Annotated in this window: 23 protein-coding genes and 1 pseudogene; 8 read left to right on the forward strand and 16 right to left on the reverse strand. The window is 66.6% G+C overall.

Annotation, left to right across the window (positions count from 1 at the left end; translation table 11 throughout):
- Nucleotides 1-6 precede the first annotated feature (6 nt).
- Nucleotides 7-396, reverse strand: coding sequence for a secondary thiamine-phosphate synthase enzyme YjbQ (locus tag BVC93_RS28825; RefSeq protein ID WP_157517300.1), 390 nt, complete (start codon nt 394-396; stop codon nt 7-9).
- A gap of 131 nt (nt 397-527) precedes the next feature.
- On the opposite strand from BVC93_RS28825, the gene BVC93_RS28830 reads away from it, so the two are divergent.
- Entirely contained in the window at nt 528-815 is a 288-nt protein-coding gene (locus BVC93_RS28830; protein WP_068916631.1) for a GlsB/YeaQ/YmgE family stress response membrane protein, read from the forward strand.
- Nucleotides 816-897: 82 nt separating this feature from the next.
- On the opposite strand, the gene BVC93_RS28835 is transcribed toward BVC93_RS28830, so the two are convergent.
- Nucleotides 898-2262 carry a replication-associated recombination protein A gene (locus BVC93_RS28835; RefSeq protein WP_442928992.1) on the reverse strand — a complete coding sequence of 455 codons (1365 nt, stop codon included), beginning with the start codon at nt 2260-2262 and terminating at the stop codon, nt 898-900.
- A 103-nt stretch (nt 2263-2365) separates the two neighbouring features.
- On the opposite strand from BVC93_RS28835, the gene BVC93_RS33320 reads away from it, so the two are divergent.
- Entirely contained in the window at nt 2366-2539 is a 174-nt protein-coding gene (locus BVC93_RS33320) for a hypothetical protein (protein WP_157517131.1), read from the forward strand.
- Here the strand turns inward: BVC93_RS33320 and BVC93_RS28840 are convergent.
- The gene (locus BVC93_RS28840) at nt 2536-3372 is read right to left on the reverse strand and encodes a DUF3097 domain-containing protein (RefSeq protein WP_083741443.1); all 837 of its coding nucleotides are present in this window, start codon (nt 3370-3372) and stop codon (nt 2536-2538) included. The two genes, BVC93_RS33320 and BVC93_RS28840, sit on opposite strands and share 4 nt — an antisense overlap.
- 128 nt (nt 3373-3500) lie before the next feature.
- Between BVC93_RS28840 and BVC93_RS28845 the strand changes: the two genes are divergently transcribed.
- Nucleotides 3501-4115, forward strand: coding sequence for a flavodoxin family protein (locus BVC93_RS28845; RefSeq protein WP_083740385.1), 615 nt, complete (start codon nt 3501-3503; stop codon nt 4113-4115).
- A gap of 78 nt (nt 4116-4193) precedes the next feature.
- The gene (locus BVC93_RS28850; protein WP_083740386.1) at nt 4194-5375 is read left to right on the forward strand and encodes a zinc-dependent alcohol dehydrogenase; all 1182 of its coding nucleotides are present in this window, start codon (nt 4194-4196) and stop codon (nt 5373-5375) included.
- 85 nt (nt 5376-5460) lie between these two features.
- On the opposite strand, the gene BVC93_RS28855 is transcribed toward BVC93_RS28850, so the two are convergent.
- From BVC93_RS28855 to BVC93_RS28865, 3 genes and pseudogenes are all read right to left on the reverse strand, one after another.
- A complete protein-coding gene (locus BVC93_RS28855) occupies nt 5461-5790 on the reverse strand; it encodes a nuclear transport factor 2 family protein (RefSeq protein WP_083740387.1) in 330 nt (109 codons plus the stop codon).
- Between the two features lie 88 nt (nt 5791-5878).
- Nucleotides 5879-6208 (reverse strand): annotated as a pseudogene (locus BVC93_RS34650) (hypothetical protein); the annotation flags it as partial.
- A 236-nt stretch (nt 6209-6444) separates the two neighbouring features.
- Nucleotides 6445-7218: an SDR family oxidoreductase gene (locus BVC93_RS28865; protein ID WP_083740388.1), complete on the reverse strand. Its 774-nt coding sequence runs from the start codon at nt 7216-7218 to the stop codon at nt 6445-6447.
- Nucleotides 7219-7322: 104 nt separating this feature from the next.
- Between BVC93_RS28865 and BVC93_RS28870 the strand changes: the two genes are divergently transcribed.
- On the forward strand, nt 7323-8180 hold the full coding sequence (locus BVC93_RS28870) for a helix-turn-helix transcriptional regulator (protein ID WP_083740389.1): 858 nt from the start codon (nt 7323-7325) through the stop codon (nt 8178-8180).
- A 186-nt stretch (nt 8181-8366) separates the two neighbouring features.
- On the opposite strand, the gene BVC93_RS28875 is transcribed toward BVC93_RS28870, so the two are convergent.
- The 5 genes from BVC93_RS28875 to BVC93_RS28895 all read right to left on the reverse strand — a co-directional run bounded on the left by BVC93_RS28875 (nt 8367) and on the right by BVC93_RS28895 (nt 17452).
- Nucleotides 8367-9440 (reverse strand): zinc-binding metallopeptidase family protein, encoded by a 1074-nt coding sequence (locus BVC93_RS28875; RefSeq protein ID WP_083740390.1) that lies wholly within the window; start codon nt 9438-9440, stop codon nt 8367-8369.
- Entirely contained in the window at nt 9433-10362 is a 930-nt protein-coding gene (locus tag BVC93_RS28880; protein WP_192860434.1) for a transglutaminase family protein, read from the reverse strand. Before BVC93_RS28880 ends, BVC93_RS28875 begins: the two co-directional genes overlap by 8 nt.
- Nucleotides 10363-10382: 20 nt before the next feature.
- Nucleotides 10383-13043, reverse strand: a complete 2661-nt coding sequence (locus tag BVC93_RS28885; RefSeq protein WP_157517301.1) for a circularly permuted type 2 ATP-grasp protein — start codon at nt 13041-13043, stop codon at nt 10383-10385.
- A gap of 26 nt (nt 13044-13069) precedes the next feature.
- Nucleotides 13070-16390 carry a transglutaminase family protein gene (locus BVC93_RS28890; RefSeq protein WP_083740393.1) on the reverse strand — a complete coding sequence of 1107 codons (3321 nt, stop codon included), beginning with the start codon at nt 16388-16390 and terminating at the stop codon, nt 13070-13072.
- Nucleotides 16391-16522: 132 nt separating this feature from the next.
- A complete protein-coding gene (locus BVC93_RS28895) occupies nt 16523-17452 on the reverse strand; it encodes a DUF389 domain-containing protein (protein ID WP_083741444.1) in 930 nt (309 codons plus the stop codon).
- Nucleotides 17453-17620: 168 nt separating this feature from the next.
- On the opposite strand from BVC93_RS28895, the gene BVC93_RS28900 reads away from it, so the two are divergent.
- On the forward strand, nt 17621-18451 hold the full coding sequence (locus tag BVC93_RS28900; RefSeq protein WP_083740394.1) for a DeoR/GlpR family DNA-binding transcription regulator: 831 nt from the start codon (nt 17621-17623) through the stop codon (nt 18449-18451).
- Nucleotides 18452-18632: 181 nt separating this feature from the next.
- Here the strand turns inward: BVC93_RS28900 and BVC93_RS28905 are convergent, their stop codons facing one another.
- Nucleotides 18633-19115: a winged helix-turn-helix transcriptional regulator gene (locus BVC93_RS28905; RefSeq protein ID WP_083740395.1), complete on the reverse strand. Its 483-nt coding sequence runs from the start codon at nt 19113-19115 to the stop codon at nt 18633-18635.
- An 89-nt stretch (nt 19116-19204) separates the two neighbouring features.
- Here BVC93_RS28905 and BVC93_RS28910 point away from each other — a divergent pair, with 89 nt between their 5' ends.
- Nucleotides 19205-20389: a thiolase family protein gene (locus BVC93_RS28910; protein WP_083740396.1), complete on the forward strand. Its 1185-nt coding sequence runs from the start codon at nt 19205-19207 to the stop codon at nt 20387-20389.
- Here the strand turns inward: BVC93_RS28910 and BVC93_RS28915 are convergent.
- Complete coding sequence (locus BVC93_RS28915) at nt 20373-21020, reverse strand: GntR family transcriptional regulator (protein ID WP_083740397.1); 648 nt, start codon at nt 21018-21020, stop codon at nt 20373-20375. The two genes, BVC93_RS28910 and BVC93_RS28915, sit on opposite strands and share 17 nt — an antisense overlap.
- A 39-nt stretch (nt 21021-21059) precedes the next feature.
- On the opposite strand from BVC93_RS28915, the gene BVC93_RS28920 reads away from it, so the two are divergent.
- Nucleotides 21060-21494 carry a VOC family protein gene (locus tag BVC93_RS28920; protein WP_236950171.1) on the forward strand — a complete coding sequence of 145 codons (435 nt, stop codon included), beginning with the start codon at nt 21060-21062 and terminating at the stop codon, nt 21492-21494.
- Between the two features lie 5 nt (nt 21495-21499).
- Here BVC93_RS28920 and BVC93_RS28925 read toward each other — a convergent pair whose 3' ends face one another.
- From BVC93_RS28925 to BVC93_RS28935, 3 genes are all read right to left on the reverse strand, one after another.
- The gene (locus tag BVC93_RS28925; RefSeq protein ID WP_083740399.1) at nt 21500-21949 is read right to left on the reverse strand and encodes a nitroreductase family deazaflavin-dependent oxidoreductase; all 450 of its coding nucleotides are present in this window, start codon (nt 21947-21949) and stop codon (nt 21500-21502) included.
- Nucleotides 21950-22024: 75 nt separating this feature from the next.
- Nucleotides 22025-24658: a molybdopterin-dependent oxidoreductase gene (locus tag BVC93_RS28930; protein WP_083740400.1), complete on the reverse strand. Its 2634-nt coding sequence runs from the start codon at nt 24656-24658 to the stop codon at nt 22025-22027.
- Complete coding sequence (locus tag BVC93_RS28935; RefSeq protein WP_083740401.1) at nt 24651-25478, reverse strand: FAD binding domain-containing protein; 828 nt, start codon at nt 25476-25478, stop codon at nt 24651-24653. Before BVC93_RS28935 ends, BVC93_RS28930 begins: the two co-directional genes overlap by 8 nt.

Genomic DNA, 25478 nt, shown 5'->3' on the forward strand with positions numbered 1-25478 from the left:
GGCCGCTCAACCGCCGAGGAAGCTCAGCCGTACCGACCGCCGCGGGTTGTCCCGGTTGAGGTCAACGAGCACCACACTCTGCCAAGTTCCCAGCAGCAGCCTGCCGCCCTGCACCGGAACGGTCACCGACGGCGAGACGATCCCCGGCAGCACATGGTCGGCGCCGTGGCCGGGCGAGCCGTGTGAGTGCCGGTAACGGTCGTCGCGGGGCAGCAGCCGCTCCAAGGTGTCCAGCAGATCGTCATCGGAGCCCGCGCCGGTCTCGATGATGGCGATGCCCGCGGTGGCATGCGGGACGAAGACATTGCACAGTCCGTCTCCACGGGAAGAACAGAAGCGCGCGACGTCGTCGGTGAGGTCGACGAGTCGGCGGCGGCTGGTGTCGATGTCGAGCAGGTCGGTGAGCACGTCACCAGACTACGAACCGCCAAAGAAAACACGTCCGAACCCGCAGAACCGTTTATCTGACGAAAGCGTCGGGTATCTCAGCTGCACCCCATTCGACGCGTATTGCCCTGGAGGACAACATGACGGTCACCGGCATCATCACCGCAATCATCATCGGCGCGGTCATCGGCCTCCTGGGCCGACTGCTGCTGCCCGGTAAGCAGCCCATCGGTGTGTTGCTCACCATTGTCGTCGGCATTGTCGCCGCACTTCTGGGTACCTTCTTGGCCCGTTCCATGGGTATCGCCACGGCCACCGCCGGGGTCGACTGGATGGAGCTGCTGGTCCAGGTTGTTCTCGCCGTTGTCGGCGTCGCCCTGGTCAGCGCACTCACCTCGCGACGACGCGGGGGCGTTGTGCGCCGCTGACATTCCCACAAATCCGATCCCGGCCGACGTTCCCTCCCCGGCGCGTCAGCCGGGATCTCTTTTGCCCGCCACCGGCGGAGGGTCAGCGCTTGCGGCGGATGATGGCGCGTAGCCGTTCGACACGCCCGGAGATCTCCCTCTCGCCACCGCGGGCCACCGGCTGGTAGTAGTCGGTGCCCACCAGCTCATCGGGCGGATACTGTTGCGAGACAACACCATCGGGGTGGTCGTGAGGGTACTTGTAGCCCTGGGCATGGCCCAGCGCCGCCGCACCGGAGTAGTGCCCGTCACGCAGATGGGTCGGCACGGACCCGGCCTTGCCCGCCCGGATATCGGCCATCGCCGCCCCCAGGGCGGTGGTCACGGCATTGGACTTCGGGGCCATGGCCAGGTGCACGGTGGCGTGTGCCAGCGTCAGCTGCGCCTCCGGCATCCCGATCAGCTGTACCGTCTGGGCGGCGGCCACCGCTGTCGGCAGTGACATCGGATCGGCCATCCCGATGTCCTCACTGGCCAGGATCATCAGCCGGCGCGCCACGAACCGAGGATCCTCGCCCGCCGTCAGCATCCGGGCCAGATAGTGCAGGGCGGCATCGACGTCGGAGCCGCGCACCGATTTGATGAACGCACTCACCACGTCGTAGTGCTGATCGCCGTCTCGGTCGTAGCGCACCGCCGCCTTGTCCAGCGACTGCTCGATGACCTCGACGGTCACCCGCTCCCCCGTCTCGGCCGCCACTTCCAGCGCCGTCAGAGCCCGGCGGGCATCCCCAGCGGACAGCTGCACCACCAGCTCGACTGCGTCGTCGTCGACCGGAACGGTGCCCCCGAGCCCACGGGGATCTTCGATCGCGCGGCGCAGCACGGTGCCGATGTCCTCGGCAGTCAGCGGCTGCAGCTGCAGGATCAACGACCGCGACAGCAGCGGTGCCACCACCGAGAACGACGGATTCTCCGTGGTGGCGGCCACCAGCAGCACCACCCGGTTCTCGACGGCGGCCAGCAACGCGTCCTGCTGGGTCTTGGAGAAACGGTGCACCTCATCGATGAACAACACCGTCTGCTCACCGTGGATCGCCGAACGACGCGCCGTGTCGATCACCGCGCGCACCTCTTTGACGCCCGCCGACAACGCCGACAACGCTTCGAAACGGCGGCCGGTGGCGTTCGAGATCAGCGATGCCAGCGTCGTCTTACCGGTGCCGGGCGGGCCGTAGAGGATCAGCGAGGCCGCTCCGGAGCCGTCGACCAGCCGCCTCAGCGGTGAGCCCTGTCCCAGCAGGTGCTGCTGCCCCACCACCTCGTCGAGCGAACGGGGCCGCATCCTCACCGCGAGCGGCGCGTTCGGGGAAGGCTCGGTGGGCCCCGCCCCCCGCGCGGGGTCCGGCCCCGTCAGGTCGAACAAGCTGTCGGACACGGGTTCAGGATTACCACGCTTTCGGGACAATCCGCGATGTCCGGGCTGCTGCCCTGACGCCGGTGGGGACGAACACGTCGCGCCGGCCGGCCACGGAGACGGCCCACGCAGCTGAGTTGACACAGTGGTACAAGTGTCTGGTGCGTTCCACAGCGACCGGAGCCACCGCCGCTTCGTGACCACCGCTGCGCTGCTCGGCTTCGCGACACCCGCCGCCGCGATCGTGGCGCCTGCCGACGGCCACTACACCTACGCTGGGGCCGGAAACCCGAACTCCACCTCGACGATGCAGAGTGTCTGCAGCTAACCCGCTGTCACGAAGTCGATCAGTTCCTCCACCCGGCCGATCAGCGCCGGCTCCAGATCGTTCCAGTCGCGGACGGTGGACCGGATCCGCTGCCACGCGCGGGCGATATCAGCCTGATCGGCGTGCGGCCAACCCAGCGCCTGACAGATCCCGTGCTTCCACTCGATGTTCCGGGGAATCGTCGGCCAGGTCTTCAACCCCACCCGAGCGGGTTTGACGGCCTGCCAGATGTCGACGAAGGGGTGTCCTACCACCAGGGCATCACCGCCGTGCGGACCGGAACGCACCGCGTCGGCGATGCGGGACTCTTTGGATCCGGCCACCAGGTGGTCCACCAACACGCCGAGCCTGCGGCCGGGGCCGGGTGCGAAGTCGGCCACCAGCGCGGGCAGGTCGTCGACCCCGCCGAGGTATTCGACCACCACCCCCTCGATGCGCAGGTCGTCACCCCACACCTGCTCCACCAGCTCGGCGTCGTGGCGGCCTTCCACGTAGATCCGTCCACCGATCGCCGTTCGAGCCCGAACACCCTGCACGGCAACCGAACCCGATGCGGTGCGGGTGGGCGCCTTGGGCGCTGCCTTGCGCGGGGGTGTCAGGATGACGGGCTTGCCGTCCACCAGGTAACCGGGCCCCACCGGGAACCCGCGACGACGGCCGTGCCGGTCTTCGAGGTCCATCCGCCCGTACTCGACCCGCACCACCGCACCGACAAAACCGGACGTCACGTCCTCGAGCACCATCCCTATTTCCACCGCGAGCTCGGTGGCACGCACCTTGCGGCGCTGGTGCGGGTTGTCGGCCAGAACGTCGATGCCATAGCGGTCCGTCACGGCGGCGATGTTACGAACGCAGGCCACACGACACACGGCGCCATACCGACGACGCAGCGATCGTGATCTGCGCGAGACCTGGCAACCTCCCGCCGTTTGACACAGACCGCGCCGGGTAGCCGCACAGCATGTCCGAACCCCCACTACACGCCTTGGCGCTGGTCTGCACCCTCAAACCCAGCCCTTCCCCGTCGAGCAGCGAGCTGATCGCCGAGCACGTGTTCGCCACCCTGGCCGACCACGGCGTCACCACGGACATCGAGCGCCCAGTGGATTTCGACATCAAGCCGGGGGTCGAGGCTTATATGGGCGACGGTGACCAGTGGCCACAGATCCGCGAGAAGATTCTGAGCGCCGACATTCTGTTGATCAGCACCCCGACCTGGCTGGGCCACCCGTCCAGCGTCACTCAGCGTGTCCTCGAGCGCCTCGATGCCGAACTGTCCAACACCGATGACGCCAACAGACCCGTGGCGGCCGGCAAGGTGGCGCTGGTCAGTGTTGTGGGCAACGAGGACGGCGCACACAAGATCGTGGCCGACCTGTTCCAGGCGCTCAACGACATCGGCTACACCATCCCGTCCCAGGGCTGCACGTACTGGAATGACGAGGCGATGGGCAGCCGCGACTACAGCGATCTCGACGAGATCCCGCAGCCGGTGGCCATCACCACGGCGACGGCAGCGCGTAACGCCGTTCATGTGGCCCGCCTCCTGAAAACCGCGCAATACCCAGGTGTTTGATCACAAACGCCGGGCGCCTGCGTTACGGCAGTTGCGCCTGAGCGTTTGCGCGGCGAAGGCCGGGGTAGCCGACTGGGTATGAAAGCTGTTACCTGGCATGGCAAGCGTGACGTGCGTGTCGACACCGTTCCCGACCCGAAGATCGAACAGGGTACCGATGCCGTCATCGAGGTGACGTCGACGAACATCTGCGGCTCTGATCTGCACCTGTACGAAGTGCTGGGCGCCTTCATGAAACCCGGCGACATCCTCGGACACGAACCGATGGGGATCGTCACCGAAATCGGCTCCGAGATCACCAACCTCAGCGTGGGCGACCGGGTGGTGATCCCGTTCCAGATCTCCTGCGGCAGCTGTTTCATGTGCGATCACCAGCTGTACACCCAGTGCGAGACCACCCAGGTCCGCGATCAAGGCATGGGTGCGGCGTTGTTCGGCTACTCCGAACTCTACGGTGAAGTCCCCGGCGGGCAGGCTCAGTATCTGCGGGTGCCGCAGGCGCAGTTCACCCATATCAAAGTGCCTGAGGGGCCTCCTGATTCGCGCTTCGTCTACCTCTCCGACGTGTTGCCGACCGCCTGGCAGGCGGTGCAGTACGCCGACATCCCGGCAGGTGGGTCGGTCACGGTGCTCGGCCTGGGTCCGATCGGCGACATGGCCGCGCGGATCGCCGATCACCTCGGTTTCGAAGTGATCGCGGTGGACTTGGTGCCTGAGCGCCTGGAACGGTTGGCGGCGCGTGGTATCCAGACCATCGATGCTGCGACCCTGCAGAGCCCGGTCGGTGACGCAGTACGCGATCTCACCGATGGCCGCGGCACTGACGCGGTGATCGACGCGGTGGGCATGGAAGCGCACGGCTCTCCGGTGTCCAAAGTGGCCCAGCAGCTGACGGGTCTGCTGCCGGATGCCATCGCCAAACCCCTCATGCAGAAAGCCGGCGTGGACCGTCTCGGTGCGCTCTACACGGCCATCGATGCCGTGCGACGGGGCGGCACCATCTCGTTGATCGGGGTCTACGGCGGCATGGCGGATCGACTACCGATGCTGACGCTGTTCGACAAGCAGATCCAATTGCGGATGGGCCAGGCAAACGTGAAGAAGTGGGTGGACGACATCATGCCGCTGCTCACCGACAACGATCCCCTGGGCGTCGACACCTTCGCCAGCCACGTACTGCCGCTGGACGAGGCACCGCACGCGTATGACATCTTCCAGAAGAAGAAGGACGGTGCCGTCAAGGTCATCCTCAAACCCTGACGGTCGCTTCTCGCCCCGGGCCGCTGGTCGGTGAGCGTCGATTCCATCGTGCTCGCCGAAGGCGCCGATTCTCCTGTCGCCGAGTTCAGGCGGTGATGCGCATTTCGGCGATCTTGTCGTCGGACAGGTGGAACGTGAAGGTGCTGGGGCCGTTGAATCCGTTGCCACCGACGTTCGCGATCACGGTGACTTCTGAGTCTCCGGTTTCGTAGAAGTTTATGACGCTCAGCCTCACGTCCTGTCCGATGAATTCGGCGTCGCTCCACTTCTGAATGTCATTTTGGCCGTGGAACTCTCGGCCCCAGTCGTCGACGACACCCAGGTGCGGTACAAAAGCGGCCAGAAATGCCTCGGTGTCACCGAGGTTGGCAGCCTCGATGAGGGCGCGGACTTGTGGGCACAGAGGAGTTGTCATGGTCGTCTCTCATGTGGTCGCCGATGTGTGGGACTGGTCCGTACATTGCCCGGTGGATAGACGAGCCGCCTCATGACCTCGACAGCGGTCACGGTGACTGCATGTCCTGGCCGGGTTCTGGGATGTCGCCGCCTGCGTCGGGGGCGGCCTCGGGACCTGCGCCGTGGTTGGGATTGGTGCAGATCGTTCCCTCGCACGGCACGTAGGTCCCGTCCCCGTCGGGACTGGGAATGGCGTCCGGACCGATGTAGCTGCCGGCCGGGCAGCCGGGGTCTTCGTTCTGGGCGCAATACTGCGGCGACAGGTTGTTGCCGGTGGATCCGTCGGCTCCAGGAACTTCCGGCGGGCCCGGTGCGGGCGGGGTGTTCCTCGTACCAGGTGTGGGAACTGGTGGTGGAGCCGGCGCAGTGGCGGCAGCGCTGCTGGGTGAGGGCGCGACGGTGACGGTGACGGGCGCCGGCTCCGAGGTCTGGCTGCAGGCAGTGGCAACGACGCAGATCGCGGTGACGAACATGGTGGCAAGGGAGCTTTTCACGGGTTTCTCCTTCTCAGCGCCGACACTGCACATGTCTGGGGCTGGCGCTTGGGTGCGGTCGATCGGAGGGACGCTCTCCGACGGGGATGACTACTCGGCGGTTTGGGACAGGCGCGATGTCAGCGGGTGGTGTAGCCGCCGTTGGCGAGGATGGTCTGGCCGGTGATCCACCATCCTTCGCTGACCAGGAATCGCACCAGCGGCACAATGTCTTTCGGGTCGGTCAGACCTGTGGCAGTGAACTTCGACAGGTCCGCGGCGTTCTGGTTGTACTCTGCGGACTCCGTGGTCTCTTGACCGTAGAAGAAAGGGGTCTCCATTGGCCCGGGTGCCACCGCGGTGACGGAGATTCCCTTCGCGCCATACTCTTTGGCGGCCGCACGGGTGAAGTGCTCGACTGGCGCTTTGGAACCTGCGTAGATCGAGTACAGGCCGGTGTAGGCCGACAGCAATGATGTCACCAACGTGACCAGCTTCCCGCGCTCCGATAGGTGCTCGCCGGCCTGCTGGATGAAGAACAATGCGGTCTTGGCGTTGATGGCGAAGATCGTGTCGTAATCCTCTTCGGTGATCTCGGCGATCGGTTTTTTGATCACCATTCCGGTGGTGTTGATGGCGATGTCGATGGAGCCCATCGCCGCGTGAGCGTCTGCGAACAGTGTGCCCACTGCTGCGGCGCTGGTGAGGTCTGCTTGCAGAAGGTGCGCGTTCGCGCCGGCGCTGTTGATCGCGGCGGCCGTTTCTTCGGCGGCTTCACGGGTGGATTCGCTGTTGTAGTGCACCGCGACTGCGCGTGCTCCGTGTGCGGCAAGGTCTCGGGAGATCAATCCGCCCAGGTTCTTTGCCCCTCCGGCGATCAGGATGTTTTTGCTGGTGATGGTGTTGTCGGTCATCGTTGCTCCTCTTTTCCTTTGCGGTTGGGCACGTTATCGTGGCGCGATCACGGGATACCTTCGAAAAATCGGCGGCTGACAAAAAGCGCACAACGGGAGGCGGGATGCAGGTCTGGGACGGACGACGCGACCGCAGCGAACGTCACGTCGTTTCTGCTCGCGGTTTGCAGGAGCAGGGCCTGGACTTCCGCTTCGTCGCCGAAACGGTGACCGCTCCCACCGATTGGTGCTTCCAAGAGCCCCATCACGTGTTCGTGATCCACCGCCGTGGAGATCTCACCTCGATGGAGATCGAATTCCAGAACGGCCCGTCAGGTCAGACGATCCCCCGCGTCGGCGACGTCTGGGTCATTCCGGCCGAGCATCGATACGCGGCCCTCGCTCAGGGTGGTTCCACGGTCGGATTCTGCGAAATCACGGTACCTGTAGGGGTTTTCGGTCAACGCGACCTGCCCCCACGCGTGGGGTACCGCGACATACTGCTGCACCGACTCGTGGAACGCCTCGCCGGCCAGGTCCACCACGACGGAGCCGCGGCTACGCTGTTTCGCCAGTCCCTGGCACAGACACTGCAGCTGCACATCGCTGAGCACTACCCCGCCCAACCGCGACCTGAGCACCGCCGACAGCGCGATCGACGGCTGGATCGACGTGATCAGCAGATCATCATCGACTACCTGAACTCCGAGTTGGACAGTCGCATCGACCTGGAAACCTTGGCCCTCACCGTGGGAATGACCCCCAGTGCGTTCCCAGCCGCCTTCTGCGCGGCCTTCGGGACAACCCCGCACCAGTACCTGATCGAGAAGCGCATCGAACGAGCCAAAGTGCTGCTCTCGACGGCCGGGACCAGCGTCACCGACATCAGCGTAACCCTGGGATTCTCCTCACCCAGCCATTTCGCCACCACTTTCAAGCAGCGCGTCGGCGTGACACCCACCTCGTATCGCACCCAACGCTGACCAAATCTCCTCCTTCTGGGTCCGACCTTGAATGGGTCTTCACAGCGGGCACGAAGGCAGGCAATTGGTCATGACAGAACCGCGGCAGAAGCAACTCTGCGCACGTTCTGCGACCACAGCAGTTCACTCGGAGGTCTTCGTCGTGTCACCTCACCACGCCGTCACCAACGGCCGTGGTCAGTGCAACTAGCCGGCGGAGCTTGCCGCCGCCAGCTTTGTCGGGTCCGACGTCACCTCGTCGATCACGGTGTGCACGAACCGCATCTTCTCCAGCACCGGTGCGGGCAGCACGAACGGGTAGAGGTCATCGCGACCCATGGACCGGTTCACCATGTTCAGCCCCCATGCCAGCGGCAGCCACATCTCGATGAGATTGTCGAAACCACTGGGCCCCAATGCCCGTCGCTCGAAGGTCGCGCCGGCGGGCGCGAAACTGAACGCCGCCGAGGTGTCCATCGTGTCGCGAATGTGCAGGTAGTGGGCAAACGTCTCGGCCCAGTCCTCGGCCGGGTGCATGGTGGCGTAGGAGGACACGAAGTCCTCCTCCCATCCCGCCGGGGCACCCTCGCTGTAGTGCCGGTCCAACGCCGCCTGGTAATCGGCCTCGGAGTCGCCGAAGAGCTCGTGAGAACGTTCCTTGTACTTCGGTGACGTCCCGATCAGCCGGTAGAAGTAGTAGTGCCCGATCTCGTGGCGGAAGTGGCCCAGCAGGGTGCGGTAGGGCTCGTCCATCGAGATGCGCAGCTGCTCACGGTGCACATCGTCACCCTCGGCGAGGTCAAGGGTGATGATGCCGTTGTCGTGGCCGGTGAACACCTTCTCGAACTCGCTGGACAACAAGTCGAAGGCCAGCCCGAACTCGGGGTCCTCGTCGCGGCCGACGATCGGCAGTTTCAGTTCATTCAGTTCGGCGATCAGCCGGCGCTTGGCCCCCTCCGCGACGGCGAACTGCGCCAGCGCTGCGGTATCGCTGTCGTTGGGCCTGGTCCTGGTGAGCTTGCACGAAGCGCACAACTCACCCTGGACAGTGCTCTTCGGGTCGAGTCTTACCAGCCAGTTGCACTGTGCGACATGCAGATTGGCGCACAGGCGGTACTGCCGGGCGTCCACCGCACCACTCTGCTCGGCGTCCTCACCCGAGGCGATCACCAACATCGCCATGTCGTCGAGGGAGAACCCGACCGGGCTGCCGCAGGACAGACAGACCGAGTTCTCGAATGTCAGATGCTGCCCACAGTTGGGGCACAGGAAGTCACGCATCGAGGACTCCCCCTGCCCGACCTTCCAAAGGCGCTACGTCCACGGCCACGTCGATCACACTGCTCTCCGAATCGGTGTAGATGATGCCCCGCAGCGGCGGGACATCCGCGTAGTCTCTACCCCAACCGACGATGATGTAACGCTCATCGACCATCTGATCATTGGTGGGGTCCAGTCCCAGCCAGTCGCCCTGCGGTGTCCACACCCCGGCCCACGCGTGTGTGGCGTCGATCCCCACCATCCGCTCCTTGCCCGGCGGCGGATCGGTGGCCAGATATCCCGAGACGTAGGTGGCCGCCAACCCGTTGGCCCGCAGGCAGGCGATGGCCAAGCGGGCAAAGTCCTGGCACACACCTTCCCTGGCCTCGAGCACCTCGGCTACCTGGGTGGACACCGTGGTCGAGCCCGAACGATAGGTGAAGTCGGTGAAGATGCGGCCGTTGAGGTCGGTGAGCACGTCGATCAGCGGCCGGCCGGGGGTGAAGCTGGGCGCGGCGTACTCACGCACCGCGTCGGTGATCTCCGGTGGCCGCAGATCCAGAGTGAACTCCGAGGCGAGTGCCCCCTCGGCTCCCGAGGGCCGGGACTGCTCCCAGGGCGCAGCTGCCGCTCCACGGGAGTACAGGGCCGGCGGCGGAGCGTCCACCTCCACCACGGATCTCGCCGTGACCGTCAGGGCGTGGTGACGTGCCGTCACGTGGAAGTAGCTGCTGATGTTGCCGTAGGCGTCCCGACTGACCGAACTGTCCGACGGGGCCGGGTCGATGTCCAAGGAATACGACAGACACCGCTGGCGCACCGAATCGCGCGGTGTCAAAAATCCACGGCCGTACGAGCTGGTCACCACGTCCGAGTAGCGGTAGACGGTCTGGTGCGTCACGCGGTAGCAGCGGCTGAAACTCGTCGCCGTCGATACAGGCAGCGGACCGTCCGGGAAAACGGTCACGGCATGACCCTGCGCTCGTCGGGACCCCACAGCGGCTGCATGCCGCCGGGCAGCGACAGCTGTGTCGCGGTGATGACCGTGGACAGTTCCCGCAGCCCGGCCTGCACGCCGTCAAGCAGGCCGGCCAACTCGCTGCGCTGTCCTTCCGGGGTGACGTCTTCGAGGTCGGCCGGGTCGAGGCGGCGCAGGCGGGTGCTGATCTCGTCGACCAACCGTTCGGCGCGTGACGACGTCGACGCCCCGGGCAGTGCTCGCAGGTTGGTGCGCAACCGCTCGAGTTGATACACCAGCGATCGCGGATTCTCGGCGTCGAACAGCAGCAGCTCGGCCACAGCGGCCACACTAACCTTGCCGAGGTTGCGGCGGCGGTAGATCACCGCCGACTCACAGGCCACCAGCGTGGCCTCGGTGATGGTTTGCTCCGCGTCCGGCTCGCGCACCGTGGTCATGGTGCTGCGCAGCAACGCGGCCAGCATCAAGCCGCGTTCGATGCGTTTGCCGATGTCCATCATCAGCCAGCCGACATCGTGCACCATGGACTCGGCCGCCACCCCTGACAGCGCCAGCATCCCCTGCAGTGTCCTGGCGTGCGCCGAGGCCATCTCGGCATCACCGCGCAGATGCGAGTCCGGCGGCGAATCCGAGGAGTGCAACACCGCCCGGTCGACGGTGGCCAGCACCATCCACGTGTCGTTGGACATCTGGTCGCGCACCGCGCGGGCGGCCAGGCCCAGGCGTTCGATGGACTGGGCCAGCGAGCCGGGCCGTCGGCGGTCGGCGGTCAGCAGCCACATCGTGGTGGGCGCCACCGCGATCATCTCGGCCTTGTCCCCGTCGGAGCCGGTGTCGGTGCCGGTGATGTAGCCCAGCGCCGACAGCAGCACCGGAACACATTCGCTGGCATCGAGGTCCTGGCGGTGACGGTACTCGTGATAGCGCTCACGCGTGACGTTGAGCAGGCGCGCCATGTGCTCGGCACGCTCGGCGTAGCGGCCGGTCCAGAACAGATCCGACAGCACACGCGGCGAGCTGACGGCGCGGGTTCCCGACGGTGTGACCGCGGCCAGGCTGGGCGGTAGCCCCAGGGTGCGCTCAGCGCCCACCCTGGTGGACGGCAACACCCAGATGTCTTTGGCGGCAACACTGTTCAACTTGAACGCGGCATTGCCGGGGGCCAGCACGTAGCCGAGCCCGCCGATCATCGGCGCATACCCGCCGCGCTGTGACACCGCGAACAGCCGCATCCCCACCCCGGCCGCCGACAGCCCGCCCGGGTAGTGATCGGTGGGTGCCGAGGAGAACTTCGGCAGCTCCTGGCCCAGCCACTGCCACGGTGTCGCTGAGATGCGGTCCGCCAGTGCGGCGCGCTGCGCTGAACTCAGCGCCGGCCCGACGATGGGTCCACCGCCGGTGGCAGGTCTGATCAGCAGCGCGTCCAGATTGGCCAGCAGATGCGAACGCTCGGCGTCTATGCCGCCCCAGTACATCGGCGCGGTGGGCAACTGCGGCGTCTCCCCCAGCAGCAGTTCGGCGAGCTCGGGCAGGAACCGCAGGATCGCCGGGCTCTCCAGGATGCCGCTGCCCAGGCTGTTGACCACGGTCACCGCCCCGCGGCGCTGCGCCTCCACCAGACCCACCACACCCAGGCGTGAATCCGCCCGCAGGTCGAGCGGATCGGCATAGTCGGCATCGACTCGGCGCAGCACCACGTCCACCCTTTTCAGGGTGCCCAGGGACCGCATCCACAGCGCACCGTCGCGGACCACCAGATCGGCGCTCTCCACCAGCGGAAAACCCAGCACCGACGCGAGGTAGGCCTGATCGAACGAGGTCTCGGAGTGGATGCCGGGACTCAGCACCACCACCACCGGATCCTCGGCTGCTTCGGGTGCGGCCTCGATCAGTGACAGTCGCAGCGCCTGGGCGAACGGTGAGGTGGGCCGCGGAGCGATCCGCTCGTAGAGGTCGGGAATGGTGTGGGCAACCACCCGGCGATCGGCCAGCGCGTACCCCGCCCCTGAGGGCGCCTGGGTCCAGTCGGCGTTCACCACGAAGCCGTCGGAACCCGCGCGACTTATGTCGCAGCCGTGCAGGAACAGCTGGTGGCGCCCCGGCGTCTCGATTCCGCGGGCCGCCCGCAGATAGCCAGGATGGGCGAACAGCAGCTGCGGTGGCAGCACCCCGCTGGTGATCGATTTCCGATCGCCGTAGAGATCCACCAGGACGGCGTCGAGCAGACGCGAGCGCTGCACCAGACCCGCCTGCAGCACGTCCCAGTCCGTCGACGAGATCAGCAGCGGAATGGCGTCCAGGTGCCATGGTCCGGGCTCGGCAGCGCCGTCCTCGTCGAGCGGCACCGCTTCGCCATCGCCGTCGAGCTGGATGTAGGTGATGCCGTCGTTGTCGACCAGGCCGCGTACCTCGTTGCGCAGCCGATCCAGACCTGCACGGCCCCTGTCACCGAGCACCTCAGCCAGGTCGCGCCAGGACTCGCGGACGTTGCCCGCCGGGTCGACGAACTCGTCGTACCCGGTGCCCGAGCCTCCCCGCACGTCGAAGAGCAGTTGCTGGGCACGCGCGTCGCGGTAGCCGGCGAGCAGGCTGTCAGGGTCGTGTCTCCCGGAGTCCCCGCCGCCGAACGAGTCGGCAGCGGGCAGCGGTACTGACACGCCGATCCTCCTCGTCACTGCAGCACGGTACGCACCCGACGCAAGTCGAGGATGCCCGGCGCGCCCACATCGGTGGACTGGCGTGCCTGCTTCTCGCGGATGTCGGAGACGTCGACCTTACCGGGGGTGAACCCGGAAGCCTCGAAGCGCCGACCGCGCCGCGATTCCGCCTCGACGGCGTTGACCGGCGGCGTGTCGTAGGACCGTCCGCCTGGATGTGCGACGTGATAGGTGCAGCCACCGCGTGACATACCGGAGGCCACCTCCACCAGTTCGAAGCGCAGCGGTCCGTCCACCGTGATGGTGGGATGTAGCGCACTCGGCGGCTGCCAGGCTCGATAGCGGACGCCGCCCACCTGGATGTCGGGGTTGTCGGTGGCCAGCATCGGGATGGGGAAGCCGTTGCAGGTGACGATGTAGCGGTGCCGGTCGGCGCCGATCAGGCGGACCTGCAGCCGCTCCACCGACGAGTCGACGTAGCGGGCGGTGCCACCTGCGGTGGACTCCTCGCCCAGGGTGTTCCACGGTTCGATGGCGCCGCGCAGTTCGATCTCCACGCCGTCGAACACGGCGGTGCCGATGCGAGGAAACCGGAATTCGGTGAACGGGTCCAGCCAGCTGGTGTCGAAGTTGATGCCCTGGCCCCTGAGATCGGCGGCGACGCTGGCGATGTCGTGGATGAGGAAGTGCGGCAACAGGTATCGCCCGTGCAGATTCTCGCCGTGCCGGATCAGCGGCGCCCGCAGCGGTTGCTCCCAGAACCACGACACCAGACTGCGCACCAGCAGCGACTGCACCATCGCCATCTGGTAGTGCGGCGGCATCTCGAAGCCACGCAGCTCCAGCAGGCCGAGCCGGCCGCGGGCACTGTCGGGGCTGTAGAGCTTGTCGATGCAGAATTCGGCGCGGTGGGTGTTGCCGGTGATGTCGGTCAGCAGATGCCGCAATGCCCGGTCCGTCACCCACGGCTGCGAACCTCCGGCGCCGAGGCGGGCGATCTCGGCGAACGCGATCTCCAGTTCGTAGAGCGCTTCGGAGCGGCCCTCGTCGACGCGCGGCGCCTGCGAGGTGGTGCCGACGAACCGACCGGCGAACAGGTACGACAGCGCCGGGTGGCGCTGCCAGTAGGTCAGCATCGACACCAGCAGGTCCGGGCGGCGCAGCATCGGCGAATCCGCCGGGGTGATGCCGCCGAGGGTGATGTGGTTGCCGCCGCCGGTGCCACCATGGGTGCCGTCGACGTCGAATTGCTCGGTAGAAAGGCGCGCCAGCCGCGCTTCGTTGTACAGCGTCTCCAATTGGGCGCGCTGTTCGGCGAAGCTGCGGGTGGGTGCGACGTTGACCTCGATCACCCCGGGATCGGGTGTGACGGTCATCGACTCCAGCCTGGAGTCCGGCGGCGGACCGTAACCCTCCACCACGATGGGGCAGTCGATGCTGGCGGCTGCGGCCTCCAGGCGGGCGATGAGATCTACGAAGTCCTCCAGCGCTTCGGTGGGCGGCAGGAAGACGTACAGCAGGCCGTCGCGGATCTCGGCGACCATGGCGGTGGTGGGCGCGTTGTCGGTCTCGTCGACGTCGGCCGCTTCTTGTGGCGGTGCGGCCTTGTGGCTGCGCAGCGGGCCGCGTTGGATCAGCGGGTCCTTCGGATGTGTGGCGCGAGGCGGCTTCCAGTTGATCGAGTCGAGCGGCAGCCGCAGGCCTGCGGGCGAGTCGCCTTCCAGCAGCACGATGCGGCCCCGTCTCAACCGCCAGTCGGCGCTGGCCCAGACGTCGTCTTCCTCGCTGCGGTGCAGTGGAAGCACGTACGCGGCCGGCTCGGTCACCGGCTCTTCGAGCCGCTGAATCAGTTCGGCCCGGCGATCGGCACCGTCGGACTCGAGGTCGTCACCGGCAACAACCGGTTGGCCCACTGGCAGCCGCACGGAAGCAGCCAGTTTGCTCAGTGCGTCCTCATAGGCGGGTCGAACCTGGGTGGCGGGTAGTCCCAGCCCTTCGGCGATGACACCGAGAAGCTGCGCCCCGGCATCGGCAGCGATGGTCGGCGTGGTCTTCTCGACCGACCACGGGTCCGCCAGCAGCGCGTCGTTCTGCCACAGTGGTTCGCCGTCCTTGCGCCAGAACAGTCCGATCTGCCAGCGCGGCAATGGCTCTCCCGGATACCACTTGCCCTGGCTGCGCTGCACCAGCCCCTGGGGGGCCCACACCTTCTTCAGCCGCGCCGCCAGGGCCGAGGCTCGTTCGCGTTTGTGCGGGCCGTCGGCATCGGTGGTCCATTCCGGATCCACCTGGTTGTCGATCGAGACGAACGTCGGCTCCCCACCGACAGTCAGGCGCACGTCGCCCTCGGCCAGCCGCTTGTCCACCCGGGCTCCCAGGTCCACGATGGAACTCCAGGCCGCCTCGGTGTAGGGCAGCGTCACACGGGGGTCCTCGTGTACGCGGGTGACGGTGTTCGAGAAGTCCAGGACGGTCTCGGCCTTGCCGGTGGCACCCGTGATCGGTGCCGACGACGACGGATGCGGGGTCGCCGAGAGCGGGATGTGGCCTTCCCCGGCGAACAGTCCCGACGTCGGGTCCAGCCCGATCCAGCCTGCGCCGGGGATGTACACCTCGGTCCACGCGTGCAGATCGGTGAAGTCGGCGGCCGGACCGGACGGGCCGTCGAGCGCTTCGACGTCCGAGGCCAGCTGCACCAGATAGCCGGAGACGAAGCGGGCGGCCAGGCCGAGCTGACGCAGGATCGACACCAGCAGCCAGGCCGAGTCGCGGCAGGAGCCGATACCCGTTCGCAGGGTGAAGTCCGGTGTCTGCACACCCGGTTCCATCCGGACGCTGTAACCGACGTCGGCATTAACAGCCCGATTGAGCGCCACCAGGAAGTCGATGGTGCGGATGCCGGGTTTGATGTCGAAGTTACGCACCCACTCGGTGACCAGGCTTCCTGGACCGTCTCCCTCGTCGGTCTCGTCCACCGGGCGCAGATACGGCTTCAGGTCCTCCAGCAGCGCCTTGGGGTAGGCGAACGGGACGGTCTCGGCCCAGTCCTCGATGAAGAAGTCGAAAGGGTTGATCACCTTGAGGTCGGCGATCAATCCGACGTTTATGGTCAGTTGGCGGGTGCGGCTGGGGAAGACCAGGCGGGCCAGGAAATTGCCGAACGCGTCCTGCTGCCAGTTGACGAAGTGGTCGGCAGGCAGGACCTCCAGCGAGTAGGCCTCAATCGGGGTGCGCGAATGCGGGGCGGGGCGCAGCCGCACAACGTGCGGGTGAACCTCGACGAGCCGGTCGAAGGTATAGGTGGTGCGATGCTCCAGCGCCACTTTGATTCCCATAGCGCAGAATCCCATCACAACCGGCACCCGCTCGCATTGTGCCGCGCCTGAGGCCGAGCCTGGCGTGGGGGCACCCCCAGCGAAGCGGGGGCGGACGAACCAGGCGAAGGAGATCAGCGCAAGAAGGTCACGTCAGCTGTGTGCCGAGCGAGGCAACGGAACGCCCCGCGGCCGCAGCACCAGGACCAGCACACCCGCCAGCACGATGCCGACCAGGTTGACGGCCAGCTGCAGGGCGGATTTCGCCGCCAGGTCCCAGTCGCCCAGGGTGGCGGCCACGGCCGCAAAACCCGCCGCGGTGACGGTGTACACCGAGATGAACACCCCGACCAGTCCGGTGGCTTTGGCCGAGACCAGCGACAGCATGCCTGCCGCGCCCGCCAACAGCGCCACCACGAACGAGAGGGGGCCCACCTGGAAGATGAAGTCGACCTCCCGCAGATGGTGCACGCTGTCGACCGTCAGCCAGCCCAGCGATTCTGCGGCCGCGGTGGCCAACGCGGTGATGCCCATGGCGATCGGGAAGCCGACCAGCAAGGCCAACCCCGCGCGCCGGGTCAGGTCGCCGCGGCGGCGCACCAATGCCACCGACAGCGCGGCCAACGGGCCGAACTCGGGTCCCAGCACCATCGCACCCACCACCGTGACCGTGGAGTCGGTCACCACTCCGATTGCCGTCAGCAGGCAGGCCAGCGTCAGGAAGAGCAGAAAGGTGACGCTCAGCGAGGACTCCTCGCGGGTGCGGCTGATCAGTTCATCCCACACCAGGGCGTCGGCCGGGTCGCCCTCCGCCGCATCCTCAGCCTGGTGAGCTCTGGTGGACAACACGGCGTCGAGTTGTTGCAAGGTGATGGCGCCCTGGTGCTGCACATCGAGTGCCTTGAGGGCTTTGATCACGGCGTTGGCGCACTCCCTGGCGAGGTCGGCGGTGATCTCGTCACCGACCGGCTCAATTGCAGCTCCGGGATACAGCGAGATGTTCGCGACACCCACCTGGCTGCGCAGCACGTCCAGCACCGGCTCACGGAGGCGCTCTGGGGCGACAACTCGAAGATGCAGCACATCCGAACCGTAACCGGCCCGCAGTTTGGGATTTGGACAACTGGGGAACTGGATGGGCACCCCGACCAGGGGTGATATAGGTTCAACCACTGTCGGGTGGGTCGCCTGTATCAAGACGGCGAACGAGGTGTGGGGTGTGAATTCTTCACGGCGGGGCCGCCAGTGACGATGGACGTGAAAACCCGCAGACAGCTCATCGAACAGCGCGCGCGAGCTGAGCGGGAAGTCAGCTACACGGCCCTGGCGACCGAATTCGACGTCTCGGAGATGACGATTCGCCGCGATATCGAGGCGCTGGAGGCGCGCGGCGTAGTCCGCCGGGTGGTGGGCGGGGCAATCGCCGTACTGGGTAAAGACACCGAGCCGTCGTTCGCCATACGCGTCACTGACGCGGTGTTGGAGAAGGATCACATCGCCGATACCGTTGCTGACCTGATCGGCCCCAAAGAGACATTGATCCTCGATGCGGGCAGCACCTCTCTGGCGGTGGCGCGGTCACTGCGCGGCCGTAGCCTGGGCCTGACCGTGGTGACTCCGAGCCTGCCGATCGCTTTGGCGCTGGTCGACGAGCCCCAAACCAATGTGGTGGTCACCGGCGGCGAATTACGTTCCGGCGAGCTGAGTTTGGTGGGCTCCAGCGCCGAGGAGATCTTGACCCGGTACAACTGCGACACCTACGTGATGGGCGTGGCCGGTATCGACGCCGAGCGGGGGTTCTCCGACTACCTGCAGGCCGAGGCACGGGTGAAGCGGGCAGCGTTGAGCCGGGCTGACCGCGTGATCGTCGCCGCCGACCGTAGCAAGCTGGGCCGGGTCACGTTCGTGAGCATCGCTGCGCTGTCGCGGGTGCACACCATCGTCACCGACGGTGCTGCTGACCATCCGGCTTTGGTGGCCGCCCGCAGTTCGGGCGTCGAGGTGTTGAGCATCGCGGGTTCGAAAGGCAATGCCCAGAAGCATGTTTCACCTGGAGAGCAAAGGGCGCAATCCGGCCCGTAACCACCTCAACGGCGGCTCCGACCGACTGCGAGTTGTGTTGTCAGCATCTGCCCATATGCACAAACTGGACCGAGGCGCCGACAGAACAAACCCGCTTGTGACTGCGAATACCTCAGCAAGACACGCACTTTCGTGGTTCGGCGACATGGCCTCAACGGCGCGCCGAATCCCCAGACGCCGGTCAGGCACTTCCTCTCCGCCTGACCAGTTTCATCCCCAACTCATCAAACGGCACCACATGACCGTCGTCGCAGCGCACCTCGACGTGCGCATCGGCGCCGCACTCCAGGTGGGTGAGCTTCAGCCTTCCGTTGTTCGGCAGATGTGCTCGGCCCCACTGGAACAAGGCCCACACCACCGGCATGAAATCCACGCCGGCCGGCGTGAGGATGTACTCGTCGCGGGCCCGCTGCCCGGGTTCCTGATACCGCCGCTTGGTGAGCAGTCCAGTGTCGACAAGTTCGGTGAGCCGGGCCGACGTGGCCGCCTTGGTGATGCCGACCCGCTTGGCGAAATCGTCGAAGCGGGTGGTGCCGTAATAGGCCTCACGCATGATCAGCATCGCCGACTTGGTGCCGACGACGCCCATGGTCTTCTCGATCGGACACTCCCCGACCGGCGACCACGCGTCACGGTCCACCAGCGATCCCTGCAGCATCGGAATCCTTTCGCCGTCTGGGTTGTTTCAACTATACCCAGGTGTTATATCTGGATATAGACAACGATACTCAGCGGTGAGCGTCAGGAGGAGAAATGGCCACATTCTCAGATCGGGATGCGGTGATCGTGGGCGCGGTACGTACCCCGATCGGCAAGGGCAAGGCCAGCGGGGCACTGCATGATGTGCTCCCCGCCGACCTGCTCGCCCACAGTCTGCGCGAACTCGTCAAGCGCACCGGCGTGGACCCGGCGGAGGTGGACGACGTGATCGCCGGCGCCGTCACGCAGGTGGGCGACCAGGCCGTCAACATCGCCCGGAACGCGCTTCTGGGTGCCGGCTTCCCGGAAACCGTGCCCGGCACCACCGTCGACCGCCAGTGCGGCAGCAGCCAGCAGGCCATCAGTTTCGCCGCACAGGGCGTCCTGGCCGGAGCGTACGACATCGTGATCGCCGCAGGCGTGGAGTCGATGAGCCGGGCCCCGATGGGCAGTTCGGTGCTTCCCGGCAGTGATCCGTTCGGCCACGACATGGCCGCTCGTTATCCCGAAGGCCTGGTCCCCCAGGGTATAAGCGCCGAATTGATCGCCGCCAAATGGAACTTGTCGCGCAGCGAGCTCGACGAGTTCTCTGCCGCCAGCCACGACAAGGCCGCACGCGCCACCAAGGAGGGGCTGTTCGACAACGAGCTCATCCCGATCGCAGGCTTGAGCACCGACGAGATCATCCGTCCGGGTACCACCGTCGACACCCTGGCCGGTTTGAAACCCGCGTTCTACAGCGAGGCGTACAGCGCTCGCTTCCCACAGATCGAGTGGAGCATCACTGCAGGCAATTCATCCCCGCTGTCGGACGGCAGCGCCGCGGTGATGATCACCAGCGGTGCCACCGCACGACGGCTGGGGCTCACGCCGTTGGCCCGGATCCACACCACCACCGTCGTGGGATCCGATCCGTTGTACATGCTCACCGGTGTCATCCCGGCCACCGAGAAGGTACTCAAGCGGGCCGGCCTGCAGCTCAGCGACATCGACCTGTTCGAAGTCAACGAGGCGTTTGCTCCGGTGGTGCTCAGCTGGGCGGCCTCGACCGGCGCCGACCTGGCCAAGACGAACGTCAACGGTGGTGCCATCGCCATCGGACATCCGTTGGGCGCCAGCGGTGCCCGCATCATGACCACGCTCGTCAACGCCCTGCAGCAGCGCGGCGGGCGTTACGGTCTGCAGACGATGTGTGAGGGCGGCGGCATGGCCAACGCCACCATCATCGAACGGCTCTGATCACCTGGAGGGCGTGCTCGCGGTGCGTGGCGAACAAGGCCACCGCCGCGGCCACGTCTTTCGAGCGCAGTGCATCGGCCAACTCCCGATGCTCTGCGGGCAGATCGGTCAGATAGTGGCGGGCGTCAACCCCGATCCGGGTGAGCAGCAGCAGGTAGACCTGCGACCGGATGGCCTGCCAGGCGACCAACAGTCGTGAATGACCGGCCGCGGTGTACACCGCGTCGTGGAACTCGATATCGGCCCGTAGCATCTCGTGTTCGGTGCGCGCGCGTTCCATGGTCAGCACCGCCGCGTCGACAGCCGCGATGTCGGCACCAGACCTGACCACCTGTGTAACCGCAAGCTCTTCCAATGCCCCACGCAGGGTGTGCAGTTCAGCGATGTCATCGGGCGAGAGTGTGGTGACCGCGGTGCCACGATGCCACACGCTCTGGACCAGTCCCTCGCGTTCCAGCAGCGACAGCGCCTCGCGCACCGGCCCGCGGCTGACCTCCAGAGCGGAGGACAGTTCGACCTCGCGCAGCGATGCACCCGGTGCATAGGTTCCACTGAAGATGGCGTCGCGGAGGATGTCGGCCACCTCGGCCGCCAGCCCGCGCCGCCGGGCAGGGGCCACGGTGCCAATCATGTCGGAATGTTAACATTCCGACACAACGAAAGGTGTCTCGTGAGCGCTATCCTGGACTCGCCCATCCCCCGCTTCCACCTCGCCATCCCGGTCGACGACCTTGATGCCGCGCGGACGTTCTACGGGAAGGTGCTCGGCTTCGAACAGGGCCGCAGCGACGACAGCTGGATCGACTGGAACTTCTACGGCCACCAGATGGTGACGCACAAGGTCAGCGACCGACCCGCCCGGGCTCATAACCCGGTGGACGGCCACGATGTCCCGGTACCGCACTTCGGGCTGATTCTGACGATCGACCGGTTTCACGAACTGGCCGACCGGCTTCGAAGTGTCGACCAGCAGTTCGTGATCGAACCCTATGTGCGCTTCGAGGGTCAGACCGGCGAACAGTGGACCATGTTCCTCTACGATCCGGCCGGAAACGCCCTGGAATTCAAGGCTTTCGCCGACGACACCCAGGTCTTCGCCGTCTGAGAAGCTCAGGCGCGGGTGAGCTCGAACAGCGGAATGCTGCGCGACGTCTTGGCCTGGTACTCGGCGAACACCGGTGCCAGCTCGACAATCTTGGGATACATCGCCTCACGTTCGTCGTCGGGCAGCTCGCGGACGTCGACGTCATAGGCGTCCGTCCCGATCTCGATGTAGGCCTTCGGGTTCGCGCGCAGATTGTGCACCCATGCCGGATTCTTCGATGCGCCCGCGTATGAGCCCACGATCAGCATCCGGCCGTCGACTGTCAGATATGCCAACGGCGACAGGCGCGACTGGCCCGACTTGGCACCCAAGGTGTGCAGGAGCAGCAGCGTGCCACCTTCGAAGGGTCCACCGACCACTCCGCCATTGGCACGGAACTCATCGACGATCGCGCGATTGAACTCGTCCAGGGCGGTGGTGTCCGCCAGAAGTTTGTCCTTGTCGAGCTCGCTCATCAGGCGTCGTGACCTCCAGTTCGGTGCAGAGACGGTCAGCTGATCATGAAACCGGCCAGCTGTCATCTCTTTTGCTCAGCGTGTCTGTGACAACTGGTGCCACAGTCGATCCGGAGTGATCGGAAGATCACGTGGACAGTCACCGACAGCATCTCGGATCGCATTGGCCAGTGCCGGCGCCACCGGATTGATCACCGCCTCAGCCAGGGACTTCGCTCCCTGTGGCCCGTTCGGGTCGTAGGTATCGGCGAAGAACACCCGCACCGCCGGGAACCGGCCGGCCTGCGGAACCCGGTAGGCACGCAGTGTCGCATTCACCACCCGGCCACCCTGGATCACCATCACCTCCGACAGCGCTGCCCCGATGCCTTGGGCCACCGCTCCCTCGACCTGACCGCGGGCCTGGCCCTCGTCGACAACATTTCCGGCGTCGACCACGTGTACGGAGTCGAGGATGACCACCACACCGGTGATCTGATGAACCGCCACCCGGAACGCCTGCGCGTTTCCCACGGTGGATGCCGGCAGCTCCCAGGCCTGACCCACGACCTCATGCGGGGACGCCGTGCCTGCGGCCTGCGCCGCCCGCATGGCCGCGCACGCGCGCGACACAGCACGCCCGGCCACCATGACACTGGTGGAGCCGAACGTTCCCGAATCCTGGCCTACCGCAGCGGTATCGCCGATCTGTACGTCGACACTGTGAGCGGACACCCCCAGTTCCCCGGCGGCCAGGCGCTGCAGCAGTGCGGTGACCCCACTGCCCATCTCCACACTGCCGGCGCGCAGGACGAACCGCTCGCCGCAGCGAGTCAGCCGCACCTCGGCGCGGTGGCCCCGCGCCGGCAGAGTCGCGGTCATCGCGATGGCCACCCCTTCGCCGACGGCCCAGTCCGCGGGCGCACCTCCCAGCAACGGGTGTTCGGCACACAGATCACGGGTGGCGTCGCGGGCACGAGTGGCAACCAGTTCGGCGGCGGCGCGCTCCAGGCAATCCGGCAGCCCGTGGTTACCGGATTCCAGCGGCGGGCCCACTGCCAGACCCAGCGGTGATTCGCCGGCACGCAGCATGTTCCGGCGCCGCACCGCCACCGGGTCCAGGTCGAGCTCGACAGCCAGCTCGTCGATCGCACGTTCCACTGCATGCACCACCTGGCCCAGGCCGTAGCCGCGGAACGCGCCGCCTGGTACCTGGTTGGTGTACACCGCCCGGCCGGTCATCCGCCGGTCGGGACAGCGGTAGGGCCCGAAACCCGACGCCAGCCCATGGCGCAGCACCGGGCGCGAATGGTTTCCATAGGCTCCGGCATCGAGCACGTAGTCCAGCTCCATGAACGTCAACGTGCCGTCCGCCCTCGCACCGAGAGCCACCGTGACCTCCGAAGCGTGCCGGCTGGGCGCCAGGGTGAACTGCTGCTCGCGCGAAAGTTCCACGGACACGGGACGACCGGTGGCCAGCAACGCGGCCAGGAGTACGTCTTCGACGATCAGTTCCTGTTTGGCGCCGAAGCCGCCGCCGAGCCGGCCGGCTTGCACCCGCACCCGCGCAGGGTCGAGGTCGAAGATCCGGCAGAGCTCGTTGCGCGTCAGGTGCGGCACCTGCGTGGTCGAGCGGATGCTGATCGAGCCGTCGGACTCGAACCAGGCGACCGCACAGTGCGGCTCGAGATGCACATGCTGCATCCGCGATGTGCGCCAGGCGCCGGTGACCACGACGTCGGAGTCCCGACGCCCCTGCACGGGATCGCCGTGTGTCACGCCCGCCTCGACGGCGATGTTCCTCTCCATGCCGTCGATGCGCAGATCGGCCGCCGGGATACCCGCCTTGTCGCCGTGCACCAGCGGAGCACCGGGTTCCGTCGCGGCGGCAACGGTCAGCACGGCGGGCACCACGAGGTAGTCCACCTCCACCAGCGCCGCGGCGCGCCGTGCGGTGGGACCGTCGTCGGCCACCACCACCGCGACCCGCTGTCCGACATGGCGGACGGCGGTGTCCAGTACCCGTTGATCGTCGGGATTGATCTCACGGTCGGTGTTACGCGCACTGGAGAAGTGCAGGGTCGGGGTGTTGAACGGCGTGAGAACCGTCCTGACTCCTGGAAGTGCAAGAGCTGCAGCACAATCCACGGCACGAACCATGGCTGCTGCGTGCGGGCTCTGGACGAACTCCACAACCCCGGCATCGGCGACGGCGGTGTCCATGGTGAACGGTTGCACGCCTCGCACCACCTGGGCCGCGGCGGGGTCGCTGGCCCAATCGGCGTCGCCGGACGGGCAGACACCGGCCAGTTCGTCGTTGGCGCGCAGCAGGCCGTGATATCCGGTGCACCGGCAAAGGTGTCCTCGCAGCCCTCCCGGACTCTGTAGCGAAGCATCTGCCGCACCGAGGGCGACGACAAAACCCGGTGTGCAAAAACCACACTGGAAGCCCCGATGCGCGAGGACAGCCCTACGCGCGGCATCGATACCGACGTGCTCGGTGTCGGCGGCGGTTGTCACCTCGATGCCACCGCATTCCGCCATCGGCACCAGACACGACGGTGCTTCCACACCATCGAGCAGCACGGCACACGTGCCGCAATCACCGGTGCGACAGCCACCGCGCACCTCGAGGTGACCGAGCCGACGCAAGCCGGTGAGCAGCGTGTCCCCGGGACGGGCGTGGTCGGTGCGTTCGATGTTGTTGACCCGCAAGGTGACGTCAGCCATCGCCGTCCTGCAGTCGTGCTACGGCGTCACGGACGAACGCACATGTCACCGCGCGTCGCCACGGCGCGGAACCGTCCGTGTCGTGCAACCACACCTCGTCGGGCCAGGCGGCCACCTCAGCGGCCGCCATCGCCGGTGCGGCCGACGGCTCCAGCTGGACGACCTGCGGGGTTGCCACCGCACCCGTGACCGACACGGTGCACCGACCGGGCGGGTCGGTCCACCGGGTGGCGATCACCAGTGCGGCGGTGCGTGCATCGGGCGTCAGCGACACCCGGCGCACCTCGTACGTGGCGCGTAACGCCTCGGCGCTCACCCTCACCGACCGCAGCACCTCGCCCGGCTGCAGTGTCGTCACCCCTGGAGCAACCACCAGGTCGATCACCGACACACGTCGTTGCCCACCATCGGGCTGCCAGATCAGCGCCGTGGCATCGGTGGCCGCGCCGAAGGCCACCATCGCCGCCGCCGGCGAGGCGCCACAGATGTTGCCGCCCACGGTCGCCCGTGAGTGCACGCCCGGCGCAGCAGCCAATGCGTCGACACACCTGTGCACCAGGTGCCGGAAGGACACTCCCCCGTCCACGCACCCCCGTGCGAGCTCTCTGATGGAACACGTTGCCGCGATCACCAATTCGCCATCGTGGCTTTCCAGCGCCGGCCAGCTCATCGATCTGAGGCTGACCAGTCGGGTCGAGCCGGGCAGCGGTGCGCCGAACAGGGCGGTGCCCCCGGCGATCAGCCGGACAGAAGCGTCGGTGTCGTGCAGTTGGTGTCGCATCGTCGCGCGCTGGTAATCGTGAACCCCGTCGAGGTCCAT

Origin of the sequence: Mycobacterium sp. MS1601 (genome assembly GCF_001984215.1) — a bacterium.
Classification (GTDB): Bacteria; Actinomycetota; Actinomycetes; order Mycobacteriales; family Mycobacteriaceae; genus Mycobacterium.

Coding starts and splice junctions, on each gene's coding strand:
- BVC93_RS28875 (WP_083740390.1), bottom strand. CDS start 9,440: ATGCGTGACTTCCTGTGCCCCAACTGTGGGCAGCATCTGACATTCGAG.
- BVC93_RS28890 (WP_083740393.1), bottom strand. CDS start 16,390: ATGGGAATCAAAGTGGCGCTGGAGCATCGCACCACCTATACCTTCGAC.
- BVC93_RS28855 (WP_083740387.1), bottom strand. CDS start 5,790: ATGACAACTCCTCTGTGCCCACAAGTCCGCGCCCTCATCGAGGCTGCC.
- BVC93_RS28850 (WP_083740386.1), top strand. CDS start 4,194: ATGAAAGCTGTTACCTGGCATGGCAAGCGTGACGTGCGTGTCGACACC.
- BVC93_RS28910 (WP_083740396.1), top strand. CDS start 19,205: ATGGCCACATTCTCAGATCGGGATGCGGTGATCGTGGGCGCGGTACGT.
- BVC93_RS28845 (WP_083740385.1), top strand. CDS start 3,501: ATGTCCGAACCCCCACTACACGCCTTGGCGCTGGTCTGCACCCTCAAA.
- BVC93_RS28900 (WP_083740394.1), top strand. CDS start 17,621: ATGGACGTGAAAACCCGCAGACAGCTCATCGAACAGCGCGCGCGAGCT.
- BVC93_RS28830 (WP_068916631.1), top strand. CDS start 528: ATGACGGTCACCGGCATCATCACCGCAATCATCATCGGCGCGGTCATC.
- BVC93_RS28865 (WP_083740388.1), bottom strand. CDS start 7,218: ATGACCGACAACACCATCACCAGCAAAAACATCCTGATCGCCGGAGGG.
- BVC93_RS28915 (WP_083740397.1), bottom strand. CDS start 21,020: ATGATTGGCACCGTGGCCCCTGCCCGGCGGCGCGGGCTGGCGGCCGAG.
- BVC93_RS28935 (WP_083740401.1), bottom strand. CDS start 25,478: ATGGACCTCGACGGGGTTCACGATTACCAGCGCGCGACGATGCGACAC.
- BVC93_RS28870 (WP_083740389.1), top strand. CDS start 7,323: ATGCAGGTCTGGGACGGACGACGCGACCGCAGCGAACGTCACGTCGTT.
- BVC93_RS28925 (WP_083740399.1), bottom strand. CDS start 21,949: ATGAGCGAGCTCGACAAGGACAAACTTCTGGCGGACACCACCGCCCTG.
- BVC93_RS28930 (WP_083740400.1), bottom strand. CDS start 24,658: ATGGCTGACGTCACCTTGCGGGTCAACAACATCGAACGCACCGACCAC.